The sequence below is a fragment of the Pseudomonas machongensis genome (assembly GCF_034961125.1).
GTDB lineage: Bacteria > Pseudomonadota > Gammaproteobacteria > Pseudomonadales > Pseudomonadaceae > Aquipseudomonas > Aquipseudomonas machongensis.
The window spans coordinates 1-12374 of record NZ_JAYFUI010000085.1; the positions used below are offsets into that span (position 1 = coordinate 1).

The following is a 12374-nucleotide window of genomic DNA, read 5'->3' on the forward strand; positions in this document are numbered from 1 at the left end:
AACGCTGAAGCAGCGCCACAAGGGCGACCGGATCTACCAGGCGGCGATCAGTGATTGTGCCGGGTGCGCGCTGAAAGCCCAATGCACGACGGCCAAGCGCCGCTATGTCTCACGTCACGCTCAAGAGGAAGCCTTTGAGCGTATGGCGCAGCGGATGCAACTGCATCCAGAGATGATGGAACGGCGCAGATCCATCGTGGAGCACCCGTTTGGCAATCTCAAACAATGGTTATTTGGGAACGGGCGCTTCCTGCTGCGACAACTCGAAGGGACAAGAGCTGAGATGTCGCTGGCCGTGACCGCTTACAACCTCAAGCGAGCGATCAGCGTCCTGGGTGCCAAGAAAATGATGCAACTGATGGGCTGAAGAGCCTTTTTCAGCACAAAAACAAACGCCCCGAACAAGTCGGGGCGTCTGGTCTAAGGCTTGTCAGTGTGTTTTCACACAGTCTGCTTGGGCGTCTTTTTTTGTGCCTGGGATTCAGTGTTTCAACGGCAGCACGCCATCACCTTTCCCTCTCCTCGTTCATAGCCTCCAGCTTGGCGAACTGTTCTCTTGCCAGCCCGCTGATGATCCGGATCGCTTGATGAATGCCCGCTGTGTTGCGAAAGCTTAGTTGCGGGTTGTGCTCGCATTCCAGCACCTCGTCATGCTGGATCAGCGCCTCTCCTAGCAGCTCGAGCGTCCAGACGTAGCTTTGGAGGGTAGACAAGCACTCACGGTCAGTCATGGGACACCTCCCGCTTAGCGCGTTTGGCGAGGGATTGGCTGTCGATCGGGTAAAACGTTGGGGATGGGGTGGCCGCAGGGGTTGGGCGGCGGAGAGCGGATGCGAGGATCCTGCTCAGAATGCGAATAAGCATGCATGAGACTCCAAGTTTGCGATTTGGAGCTACCACGATCCTTCCTACGGGATTGGGTGGCAGCTGTGCATGGGGTAGGAATACCGGGAAACTTGGAACCCGGCCAGGCCGGAGCCTGCCCACACACAGCCGCCATGACATCGCAGCGGGCGCAAAAAAGGCGCCAGCCGTTGAGATGGGGCGCCTAGTGCGTGCGCCAAGTTTACCAGCAGGTTCCTACACCTGGTCGCGGATTTTGCTGCGACTTGGGGAATGTAGCCTTAGGGCGAATCTGTTCGCAACCGCTAGCGTGGAAGGAAATTTCCTAAAAGTGGGTAGTTTGAGCAATTAGCACACTGGGGCGACCGGTGGTAAGCGTCCAGCGATAGTGCGAATTCGTTCGACCTTCTCCGCCGAGGTGCCGTCGGGTTGAGCATAATGCAAGTATGTAGGATGCCTAGCACCTCGCGAATTGGCGATTCGTCTGAATCGATTAGACTTCTATCATTCGCTTGCTTGAACTATCCTAAGCGCTTATTCGCATCAGGACCTGCCGCTCCCATGGATATACCTTCTTATCCTGAACAGCTGCAGCAAATCCGTGACATTCTAACCGAGGAAACCTTAGGCTCATGTTTAAGAAGTGGTCTACGACAGTCACCCATGTAGCAATCACTCGACGGCACATTGTCAGAATCAGCCACAGAGGCTGTTGAAATGCATACCTGAAAAATCAAAAAGAAGACACACAGCATGTTTGATATAGCACTCAAGGCAACTATAACGCTCATGATAACAATACTAATCAACAAGTTTCTTTCTGCATTCCGGATTCGTCAGCTGTATGCTTCGATCGACCAAGTACTAGATTGCCACGACATTAACATTGATGGATACACAGCAACCATCACTGCCTTTAACAGAGGAAAGGACAAAGAAAAAGGTATTCAGATCATCATACCCGGCACTACCTATTGCCAAATAATAGCGCACAGCCTACCTGGCGCCTTGTCCGAAGAAAACATTATAAGAATCGATCGGTTAGCGCCAGGCGAAACCATGACCATAAACGTGTTCATTAGAGGCAATAAGAAATTAACAAAGAAAAACCTACCAATAATTAAATCAGAAGATATTACCGGGCGACTTTTTTGGGGCAGGGAGAACGTCTGGCCAAGTTTAGGGCCATTAGTGTTCAGCCTATCTCTATTTGTCAGCGTTATGGCTCTATTTGGCTACATCATGTGGAAAACCGGAGGGCCTGACCAAGCCTATTTCACGATACGTTACCACAACCTCTATAACCAGGGATTTGCGCCAAAATTTAGCTCCGACAACTACATAATATCAAAAACATCAATACTCGACGACAACTACCCATTCAAAGTCCAAGACACATACATTAAAAACAACAAAGTACACTTCCCGATAAAAATAACCAACACAAGCAAAAGCCCGCAATCAGTTGAAATAAGAATAGACGGCATAGATAGAGAATACTACCTCCTAGCTAACAAACTTGCTGGCGACCGCTTTTCCGAAGCGGCGCTCATGGAAAGATACAGTGTTCCGAATGATTTCTGGCGCTCACTCAAAGACTCCATAGACCCACAAGAAACAAAAGTTTTAGTATTTACCAGGGAAATCACCCCAAACCTCAAACTCAAAAATCTTTCCTTTGAGATTACCATTAAGGGGACTAATGATGTAGGAGAACCATTCCTTGACTCTTATGTCTACCAGGTTCCATCGCTGCGCGACGCGCCTCGCGAGTTGAAACTTTCAGAGTAATTAATGTGGATCAGTTAGGGATGGTCTGAAGTAACCATGTATTTCTGGCTGACTTCAGCCATCGCCAGTTTTGAAATCGACGAATCGATCAAAAACGATCAGGTCACCCGCCCATTTCTGTGTTTTTAGCCGCCACGAGCACCTCGCTTCAGCCATATCCCGCATTACAAGCGCACCTCTCCCGTATTGCTCAGTAAGTGTCGGCGTGCCATCCAAAGGTTCGACAGCGCAAATAGTGTCACCAGTTGCACTGGTATTATTCGCTAGACCACGGAAGCGCGTCTTCACATAACCGAACTGCCGTTTGATCACCCGGAACGGGTGCTCGACCATGGTGCGCGCTTAGGCCTTGGCCTTCTCGATCTTGCGCTTGGCTTTGTACAAAGGGCTGCGCTTACCCAGCTTCTTGTATGTACTGCGGCGGGCGGCGATCTGCCAGATGACCTCTCGGCCTTCATGTTCAGGGCGTTTCTCGACGCCGGTGTAACCCGCGTCGGCACCGACCACGTTTTCCTCGCCGTGCAGCAGTTTGTCGACTTGGGTAATATCGCCACATTGGCCGCCGTACCCACCACGCTGTGCACCAGACCCGACTCATCATCGACACCGATGTGCGCCTTCATGCCGAAGTAGTACTGGTTACCCTTCTTGGCCTAGTGCATTTATGGGTCGCGTTTGCCGTCTTTATTCTTGGTCGAACTCGGCGCATTGATCAGTGTGGCATCGACGATGGTGCCTTGGCGCAATGACAGGCCTCGATCACCCAGGTAGCTATTGATCACGGCCAGGATGCCAACAGGCAGCTCGTGTTTCTCCAGCAGACGACAGAAGTTGAGGATCGTGGTTTCATCGGGAATGCGCTCCAGCCTAAGTCCGGCGAACTGCCGTAGGATGGTGGTCTCGTACAGCGCTTCCTCCATCGCTGGATCGCTGTAGCCAAACCAGTTCTGCATCAGATGAAAGCGTAGCATCGCCATCAACGGGTAGGCCGGACGGCCACCATCACCTTTCGGGTAATGTGGCTCGATCAGGGCAATCAAACCCTGCCGCGGCACCACCTGATTCATCTCGATCAGGAACAACTCTTTGCGGGTCTGCTTACGGCTTACCGGCGTACTCGGCATCGGCGAAGGTCATTTGCTTCATCGGAAATCTCAGCGGGTGGAGTACGGGCATTTTGCCAAAATCAGGAGGTCTTCTTCAGGATTTCCCTAAATATCATTCGAAATTGCGTAGGAAATTTCCCATTTTTTGGTAGGCTTTAGTCCTCTTCTAAGGGGAACGGAATGCCCGTCATCATCGCCGAAAACGACATATCGCAATGGGAAGACGAAACCGGAGCTGTATATCACTTCCCCAAGCGCTACAAAACCTTGCTCGAACAGGGCACGAAGGTTGTCTATTACAAGGGACGCATCAAGGACAAAGCTTTTGCTGCGGCACGCCTCAGCTCGGAACCGCATTATTTCGGTATGGCACGCATTGGTAAGGTGTATGCAGATACAAAGAGTGGCAAAGGTGATCTCTACGCGCTCATAGACGATTTCGCCCCGTTTGAAAAAGCCGTACCGGCAAAAATCGACGGGCAGTACCTAGAGACAATCCCAAGCAACCGGACCAACAACTATTGGCGCGATGGGGTAAGGCTTATTTCCCAGAATGACTACGACGCGATCCTCAGCCGTTCCAAGCCCCTAGCCATGGAAACAGCTTCTAAGGCGCTGGCTGACGAAATTGATCCACTAGCGTTTGAGTCCGCGAATGAAGGAAGCAAGACCAGTTACTTCGGAACTCGCTACGAGCGCCAAAAAGACTTGAGGCTAAAGGCCATCGCCATCCATGGGCTTGACTGCAAAGCTTGTGGCTTCGATTTCGAAAAGGCTTACGGTGAGTATGCGAAAGGCTTTATTCACGTTCATCACGTGGTGCCAATCTCTGCTTATGGTGGAAAAAAAGCTGTAAACCCTGAGACTGATCTTGTGACGCTATGCGCCAACTGCCATGCGGTGGTGCATCGAAAACAGGATGTGACGCTCAGCATTGAACAACTGAAGGAAATGCTGAAGCGGCAACAAATGATTTGAGTTGCACCCCTCGCCATAGGCTAGTACACCTCTTCATCGCATCAGACATCTAAGTAACGCTGCGGTAAATGTCCCAAAAGGCACGCCGTCCGGCTCACTGAAGGCAGTGGCCTACTCCTCATACTCGAGGCCTCGCCGCAACCCTCCTCATGACCAGTCACTTGCTTGACCGCTTCGATCTTGAGTTCTTCTGGGTAACGTTGAAGACTCATGGCACCTCTATTTGAACCTCATTATGAGGTTCGGAGGTGCTTACGAAACCATGGGCGATTCACTGGCCTACAAACTTGCACACTCCAAAACCATCAACTCACAATGTCGTCACTCCAAATCAGCCAGTACACCAGGCTCGAACCCATGGGCATCCAGATGCCAATCAAAATACTTCCTATTTTTCCTGCTCCAACCCATGACCTGCGTGCCGAGCACCCTCTCCACGTAGCTCTCCGTCGCCTCGGTCATTACACGCGAAGGATGTCGGACGACCTTACCGTTCCTGACAGCGAGGTAGCCATGCTCGAACAGCGGATCGCAACCCAGTCGGCACATGGGGACAGCAATGTTCTCGATATCGAGCTTTTCCTTCGTGCTACAAGCAGATCGCTTCTTGATATGTGCCGCCACCAGCAGGTGCCTGGGGAACTCGTTTAGGCAAATGCAACAGTGGCCAGTGGGCTTGCCTTGGAAGAGGTGACGCACGATGTACTTGTGCTCCAACCGGGTAGGTCGTGTCCCCATTCCATCAGTCGACTGGATGTCTCGACGCGCCTCGTCCAGCGTGACGTGGTCAGGGAAGTAATCGTGGTCCAGCTCCGGATAACGATCCAGGATGGCTGCACTTTGCACATCGTCGTAACCAGAGAAGGAGCGATCCTGCCCACTGTCGGCTAGTGCCTGAATGGCTTTGAAACGAATAGCGTGATGACGAACGTCGGTGACGAAGTAGATGTTCTCCCAGGTTTTTCCAGACTCAGCATCTGCCCAGCCCCAGAGCCTCAAGGCCAACTCGCGATTGTGCGTGCGATGGGTGAAACATGCACTGACGGTGACGACGGTTTCGGTATTGAAGATGACGGTGTCGCCCGGCTGCATGGCGAGCCAGGCATTTCTGGTTCTGGGCGAGGATAACCCCCAAATGCACAGCTTGCCTGCGGGGTAGGCTTTATACAGGTCTGCCAGTAACTCGGGCTCCAGCAGGTCCGCGATATCGTCGAGCAGCACTGGGTTAAGAATGGTGGTCTGCAAGTTTTTGCGAGCAATCGGCTGCGAGCAGGGCTGATAAAACACTCGAGGCGTCATTCGCTTCGCCTCGAGTACTTGACGGCATTGCCCTTGGCTTCACTGACCGGATATTTCTCTGCGTTCCGCTTGAGCTTGGCCTGAGCAACGGTCTCAAGGTCGACGTTCAGGCGATCCGCCAGACGCACCAAGTACAGCAGCACATCCGCCATCTCTTCTTCGATTGCCTCGAGCGCTTCTGGCGAAAGCGCATTACGCTCACTTTGCTCTGGAGTTAGCCACTGGAAACGCTCGAGCAACTCGCCGGCTTCGCCGGACAGGGCCATCGCTAGATTTTTGGGTGTATGGAATTGATCCCAGTCGCGCTCGGTGGCGAACGCGGCCAGTTCAGTCCGCAGGGATTTCAGGGCATCCATGGAAGGAAATCGCGCGCATAAATGTAGGAATGCGGAACGGTATCCCGTAGGAATTTTCCTGTCTACAACGACGCTTCGCCCCCCACGACAAGATCCGCCCCCCGCTCCCCAATCACCACACAAGCCGCCATCGTATTCCCCACGGTGATCCGCGGCATCACCGAAGCATCCACCACTCGCAAGCCGCTCACCCCATAAACCCTCAACGCGCGATCCACCACCGCCATGTCATCCCGGCCCATCTTCGCCGTCCCGCACTGATGCCAGAAACTCACCGCCGAGTTGCGCAAGAACCGCTCCATCCCCTGCCTATCCCGCGGTCCAGGCACCACCTCCCCGCTCACCACCCCGGCAAACGCGCGATGGTTCCCCAACTCCCTGCACAACTCGACCGAAGCCAAAGCCGCGGCCATGTCCTCCGGCGCACTCAAGGTGTTCGGCTCAATCAGCATCCTGTCCAGCACGCCAGCGCCCGACAGCCGCAACTGCCCGCGGCTGACGGGCCTGGCCAAGCCGGCGAACATCGTCCAACCCTGCGCCGGCGGGGCAATGCCGACTTCGGGTGGTGAAGGTACGGCGAATTCCAGTTGGCAGTGCAGCAAGTCCGGCGCGTCGAGGCGGGCGTCGCTCTTCCAGTACAAGGTGGCCTCGCAACCTCCGCCGCCGACCGGCTGCGGCTGCGAGTACGCCCAGGTGCAGCCGAAGGCGACGTGGTCCTGGTGGTTCTGCCCCACGCCAGGCAATACATTGAGCAACGGGATGCCGTGCGCGCGCAATTCGGCCTCCGGGCCGATGCCGGACTGCATCAAGACCTTGGGGGTGTTCACCGCACCCATCGACAGGATCACTTCACCCGTCACGTAGAAACGCTGCTGTTGGCCTTCGACCACGACCTCGACGCCAATCGCCGTACGGCCCTTGAACAACACGCGAGCCACCAGCGCCTGCGTGAGGATGTGCAGGTTCGGGTTGTGCAGCCGCGGCACGATATAAGCGTCGTACACCGAGTCACGCTTGCCTTCCTTGATGCGCAGGTCAGCGATGGCGACGCCGCCGGGGCCTTCCATCATCTCGCCGTTGGGGCTGTCGAAACGGGGGATACCCAGTTGGTTGGCGGCCTCCAGGGTCGCCAGGGCGAGGGGCTGGGGCGCGTGGGGTTGGGCGACGTGCACGGGGCCGTTCGGGCCGCGACGCAGGGGGTCGGGTCGGCCTTGCCAGTTTTCGATGCGGCGATAGTAGCCAAGCACCGATTCGTAGCCCCAGCCGGGGTCGCCGCTTTCCTCGGCGAAGTGGTCCCAGTCGGTGCGATGCCCGCGCGCCCATACCATCACGTTGATGCTGGAGCCGCCACCGAGGCCCTTGCCCATGTTCAACGCCATGCGGCGGCCGTTCAAGGCGGGGTTGGGTTGCGCCTCGAAACCCCAGTCGCGCTCGGAACCGAGGTTCGCCGGCCATTGCGCGGGGTCGGTGACCTCCGGGCCGGTGTAGGCACTACCGGCTTCGATCAGTAGGACACGGGCGCCGGGCTGGTCGGCAAGGCGAGCGGCGACCACGCACCCTGAGGTGCCGGCGCCGCAGACGATGAAGTCGTAAGTGCGATCAATCAGTTGCTGCATTCGTTCAGTCCCTGAGTGCCAGTAGGAACCGAAGATTCTGCTGCGCAGCATGCCGCTCAGGTATCGGTCGATTATCCGACCCGGTGCAGGGCTTGCAAAAACAAAGGGCGCATCATGCGCCCTTCGTTGTCTTCACGGCATCCCCAACCACTCCGGCAACGCCAGCGATATAAACGGCACATACGTCACCAACACCAGGAACAGCAACAGAATCGACAACCACGGCAACGCCGCACGAATCGTCTGCCCCAGCGTCAATCCAGTCACCGCGCTGGTCACGAACAGGTTCAACCCCACCGGCGGATGCACCAGGCCGATCTCCATGTTCACTACCATCACGATCCCCAGGTGGATCGGGTCGATGCCCAGCTTCATCGCGATCGGGAAGAAGATCGGCGCCAGGATCAGGATGATCGCCGAGGGCTCCATGAAGCTCCCCGCCACCAACAGCACCACGTTGACCATGATCAGGAAGCCGATCGGCGTGAGGCCTTCGGAGAGCACCCACTGGGTGATCTGTTGGGGAATCTGCTCGGTAGTCAGCACATGGGCGAAGAGCATGGCGTTGGCGATGATGAACAGCAGCATGATGGTCAGGCGGCCGGACTCGAGCAGCACCTTGGGGCAGTCCCTGAAGCTCATGTCCTTGTAGACGAACAGCGCGATGAACGCCGAGTACACCGCCGCCACGGCCGCGGCTTCGGTGGGGGTGAACATGCCGCTGTAGATGCCGCCGAGGATGATCACCAGCAGCAACAGGCCCCAGAACGCCCGGCGGGCGGTGCGCAGCCATTCGGCGAAGCTGGCACGCGGCTGGGCGGGGAGTTTCTTGATGCGAGCGACGATGTAGATGGTCACCATCAGGAAGACACCCAGCAGGATCCCGGGTATCACACCGGCCATGAATAGCTTGCCGACCGAGGTTTCGGTGGCGGCCGAGTACACCACCATGACGATCGATGGCGGAATGAGGATGCCGAGGGTGCCGGCGTTGCAGATGATCCCGGCGCCGAACTCCTTCGGATAGCCCGAGCGCACCATGCCGGCGACAGCGATGGAGCCGACTGCGGCGACGGTGGCGGGCGAGGAGCCGGACAGCGCAGCGAACAGCATGCATGCCAGCACTGCGGCAATGGCCAGGCCGCCGCGGATGTGGCCGACGCAGGCGTTGGCGAAGTCGATCAGGCGCTGGGCGACGCCGCCGGTGGTCATGAACGCGCCCGACAGCAGGAAGAACGGGATCGCCAGGAAGGTGTAGCTGTCGGAGGTTTCGAACAGCTTGATCGCCAGGGAGCTGAGCGAGTCCTGGCTGAACAGCAGGATCGACACCGCGCCCGACAGGCCGAGGGAAATGGCGATCGGCACGCCGAGGAACATGAACACGAACAGCAGCAGGAACAGGCAGATAACGGTCATCAGTGTGACTCCTCGCCCGGGTTGGCCAGTTTGCTCGCTTCCGCTGCTTCATCCGCGAGGCCCAGACTGGTCTGGCGGTGGGTGAAGATGCGGTAGAGGATTTCCAGGTAGCGCACGATGATCAGGGCGAAGCCGAACGGCACGATCAGCGCGATGTGGCCGATCTTGATGCCGTAGCGATCGAGGTCTTCGGCACCGATACCGGCGACGAACACCGCGCTCACCCACTTGATGCTGGCGACCAGGAACAACCCGGCATAGGCCAGGCAGCAGGCGCAGGCGATCATCGCCAGGATGCGTTGCACCGGCTTGCGCGCACGCCGCACCAGCACGTCGACGCCAAGGTGGCCGGCGGTGCGTACGCCGTAGGCGATACCGAAGAAGATCAGCCAGCCGAACAGCGCCTTGGTCAGGGCGATGCTCCAGGTCATTTCCTGGGCGTAGCCCATGAGGTGGTCGCCGATGCCGAGCAGCAGCTCGCTGGCGAAGGTCCAGTGGTCGCTGAGGGTGTAGAACAGGGTGTAGAGGTTGTTCAGCGCCACATAGATGAAGGTGATCAAGGTCATGGCTGCCAGGAGGAAGGCGATCATGCCCTCCTCGAAGTGCTCCCAGACGCGTCTGATCCTGTGCATGGGCATTCTCCGGACAGAAGGAAGCCGGGCCACCTGCGCTGCAGGTGGCCATGGGTGATGGGGGCGACGATCAGGACGGCTTGTTGGCGTCGTCGGCAGCCTTGATCAGGTCGGCGCCGATCTGGTCGGAGAACTTGTCCCACACCGGGCGCATGGCTTCACGCCACTGGGCGCGCTGCTCGGGCGTCAGCGGGTCGATCTCGCTGGTCTTGGCGTCGATGATCTTCTGCCGGGAAGCCTGGTTGAGTTCCTCGGCCTGCTTGTTCACCTCGACGGTGACCTTGTCCATGATCGTCTGCAGCTCGCCGCGCACGTCTTCAGGCAGGCTGTTCCAGAACTTGGCGTTGGTGATCACCATGTAGTCGATCAGGCCGTGGTTGGTCTCGGTGAAGAACGGCTGGACTTCGTTGACCTTCTGGCTCTCGTAGTTCGACCAGGTGTTCTCGGTGCCGTTGACGGTACCGGTCTGCAGGCCCTGGTAGACCTCGGCGAAGCTCATCTTGCGCGGGTTGGCGCGGATGGCCTTGAACTGCTCCTCGAGCACACTGGAGGCCTGCACACGGAACTTCAGGCCGCGCGCGTCCTTGGGCAGGATCACCTTCTTGTTCGCCGAGAGCTGCTTGAGGCCGTTGTGCCAGTAGGCCAGGCCACGGATGCCCTTGTCTTCCATCGAGGTCAGCAGCGCCTTGCCCTGCGGGCCTTGCTGGAAGCGGTCGACGGCAGCGAGGTCGTTGAACAGGAACGGCAGGTCGAACAGCTGCACCTGCTTGTTGTAGTGCTCGAACTTGGCCAGCGACGGCGCGAGCATCTGCACATCGCCCAGCAGCAGGGCTTCCATCTCCTTGCCATCGCCGAACAGCGAGGAGTTGGGGTAGACCTCGACCTTGACCTTGCCCTTGAGCTGCGGGTCGGCCTCGACCAGTTTCTGGAACATCAGCGCGCCCTGGCCCTTGGGCGTGCTGTCGGCCACCACGTGGGCGAACTTGATGATCACAGGATCGGCAGCCTGGGCGAGCCCGGCCATGGACACGGCGGCGGCGCACAACAGCGCCTGGGTCAGCTTCAACATCGGTGTCACCTTTTATTGTTGTTGGAAGGGGTCAGCAGGGAAGCGTTGCCAAGGGTACGATGGCCCAATCGGGCGTGTTTCGAGAATCAGCTTTTGTGTAAGCCCGCGTTTGGCTGGGGTGAACGCTCCTGGATGGGTGGGGGATGGCACCGGCTATGCCGGTGATCGCGGGCAAGCCCGCTCCTACAGGTACAGCGTTGAGCTCGGAGTCAGCGCTGTAGCTGTCACTGTCTTGCTCAAAGTCTAAAACCAGCCCAGTTCCTGTGGGAGCGGGCTTGCCCGCGAAAAGGACACCTCGGTGTCGGGCACCGGCTTTGCCGGTGATCGCGGGGCAAGCCCGCTCCTACAGGGATTGGGCTGGCCTTTAGATTTTGATCAAGACAGTTGCCCCCACAAATGCATCGGTGGGGATGCCGCCGGCTTGCCCCGCGAAAGGCCTAGGTGCTTTCGGCCAATGCCAACAGCCGCTGCGCCCGCAACAGCACCGGCGCATCGATCATCTGCCCATCGAGCTGGAACGCCCCGGCCCCCTTGGCCGCCACACTGGCGTCCACCACCCGCCGTGCCCAGGCCAGCTCTTCGCTGCTCGGCGCCAGCACGCCATGAATCAACGGCACCTGGCTGGGATGGATGCACAGCGCCCCGCCATAGCCCATGTCATAGGCATGGCGCATGGCCCGTTGCTGCCCTTGCGGGTCGCCAATCGCCGGAAACACGCCGTCCAGCGGCGGCGCCAGGTCGGCGCCGCGTGAATGCAGTTGCACCGCCATGCGCGCCTGGTCGAGAAACCGCTGGGCCGAGGCGCTGTCGGTGTTGAGGTTCAGGTCCAGCGCCAGGTCCAGGCTGCCGAACGACAAACGCTCGACCCCCTCGGCACCGGCAATGCGCTCCAGTGCCAGCAAGCCCTTGGCCGTCTCGATGATCGGCAGCACCGGTTTGCCAGTGCGCGCAGCGACTGCGACCTGGGCGGCATTTTCCACCTTGGGCAGCAGCACAGCGCTGACGCCGGACTGCTGCGCACAGAACGCCAGGTCGTCGGCATGCCCGACATGCTCCGGGGCGTTGACCCTGACCCACACCCGCGCCTGCGGATGGGCTGCAAGAAAGGCTGCGAGATTGTCACGCGCCTGAAGCTTGAGCGGCTCCTCGACGGCATCCTCGAAATCGACGATAACGGCATCGGCGCCCGCAGCCAGGGCCTTGGCAAAACGCTCGGGACGGCTGCCCGGCACGAACAGCGCCGAACGGACGATGGTTTGCGGCATCAG

Annotated in this window: 11 protein-coding genes and 1 pseudogene; 3 read left to right on the plus strand and 9 right to left on the minus strand. The window is 58.1% G+C overall.

Annotation, left to right across the window (positions count from 1 at the left end):
- A partial coding sequence (locus tag VA602_RS08975) for a transposase (RefSeq protein WP_323453038.1) occupies positions 1-367 on the plus strand: 367 nt, incomplete at its 5' end.
- A gap of 139 nt (positions 368-506) precedes the next feature.
- Here the strand turns inward: VA602_RS08975 and VA602_RS08980 are convergent.
- Positions 507-731, minus strand: a complete 225-nt coding sequence (locus VA602_RS08980) for a hypothetical protein (protein WP_323453039.1) — start codon at positions 729-731, stop codon at positions 507-509.
- Between the two features lie 865 nt (positions 732-1596).
- On the opposite strand from VA602_RS08980, the gene VA602_RS08985 reads away from it, so the two are divergent.
- Entirely contained in the window at positions 1597-2634 is a 1038-nt protein-coding gene (locus tag VA602_RS08985; protein ID WP_323453040.1) for a hypothetical protein, read from the plus strand.
- A gap of 164 nt (positions 2635-2798) precedes the next feature.
- Here the strand turns inward: VA602_RS08985 and VA602_RS08990 are convergent.
- Positions 2799-3780, minus strand: a pseudogene (locus VA602_RS08990) (IS5 family transposase).
- Positions 3781-3920: 140 nt separating this feature from the next.
- Here VA602_RS08990 and VA602_RS08995 point away from each other — a divergent pair.
- Positions 3921-4718, plus strand: coding sequence for an HNH endonuclease (locus VA602_RS08995; protein WP_323453041.1), 798 nt, complete (start codon positions 3921-3923; stop codon positions 4716-4718).
- Positions 4719-5039: 321 nt separating this feature from the next.
- On the opposite strand, the gene VA602_RS09000 is transcribed toward VA602_RS08995, so the two are convergent.
- The 7 genes from VA602_RS09000 to VA602_RS09030 form a co-directional block, all read right to left on the minus strand.
- The gene (locus VA602_RS09000; RefSeq protein WP_323453042.1) at positions 5040-6017 is read right to left on the minus strand and encodes a hypothetical protein; all 978 of its coding nucleotides are present in this window, start codon (positions 6015-6017) and stop codon (positions 5040-5042) included.
- Positions 6014-6373, minus strand: a complete 360-nt coding sequence (locus tag VA602_RS09005) for a nucleotide pyrophosphohydrolase (protein WP_323453043.1) — start codon at positions 6371-6373, stop codon at positions 6014-6016. Before VA602_RS09005 ends, VA602_RS09000 begins: the two co-directional genes overlap by 4 nt.
- Positions 6374-6435: 62 nt before the next feature.
- The gene (locus VA602_RS09010) at positions 6436-7989 is read right to left on the minus strand and encodes a GMC family oxidoreductase (RefSeq protein WP_323453044.1); all 1554 of its coding nucleotides are present in this window, start codon (positions 7987-7989) and stop codon (positions 6436-6438) included.
- 132 nt (positions 7990-8121) lie between these two features.
- Positions 8122-9405, minus strand: coding sequence for a C4-dicarboxylate TRAP transporter large permease protein DctM (gene dctM, locus VA602_RS09015; RefSeq protein WP_054895247.1), 1284 nt, complete (start codon positions 9403-9405; stop codon positions 8122-8124).
- Positions 9405-10037 carry a TRAP transporter small permease gene (locus VA602_RS09020; protein ID WP_323453045.1) on the minus strand — a complete coding sequence of 211 codons (633 nt, stop codon included), beginning with the start codon at positions 10035-10037 and terminating at the stop codon, positions 9405-9407. The genes dctM and VA602_RS09020 overlap by 1 nt, the downstream gene beginning before the upstream one ends.
- Before the next feature lie 70 nt (positions 10038-10107).
- Entirely contained in the window at positions 10108-11106 is a 999-nt protein-coding gene (locus VA602_RS09025) for a TRAP transporter substrate-binding protein (protein WP_054895249.1), read from the minus strand.
- Positions 11107-11543: 437 nt separating this feature from the next.
- A complete protein-coding gene (locus tag VA602_RS09030) occupies positions 11544-12371 on the minus strand; it encodes an HpcH/HpaI aldolase/citrate lyase family protein (RefSeq protein WP_323453046.1) in 828 nt (275 codons plus the stop codon).
- Positions 12372-12374: the final 3 nt, after the last annotated feature.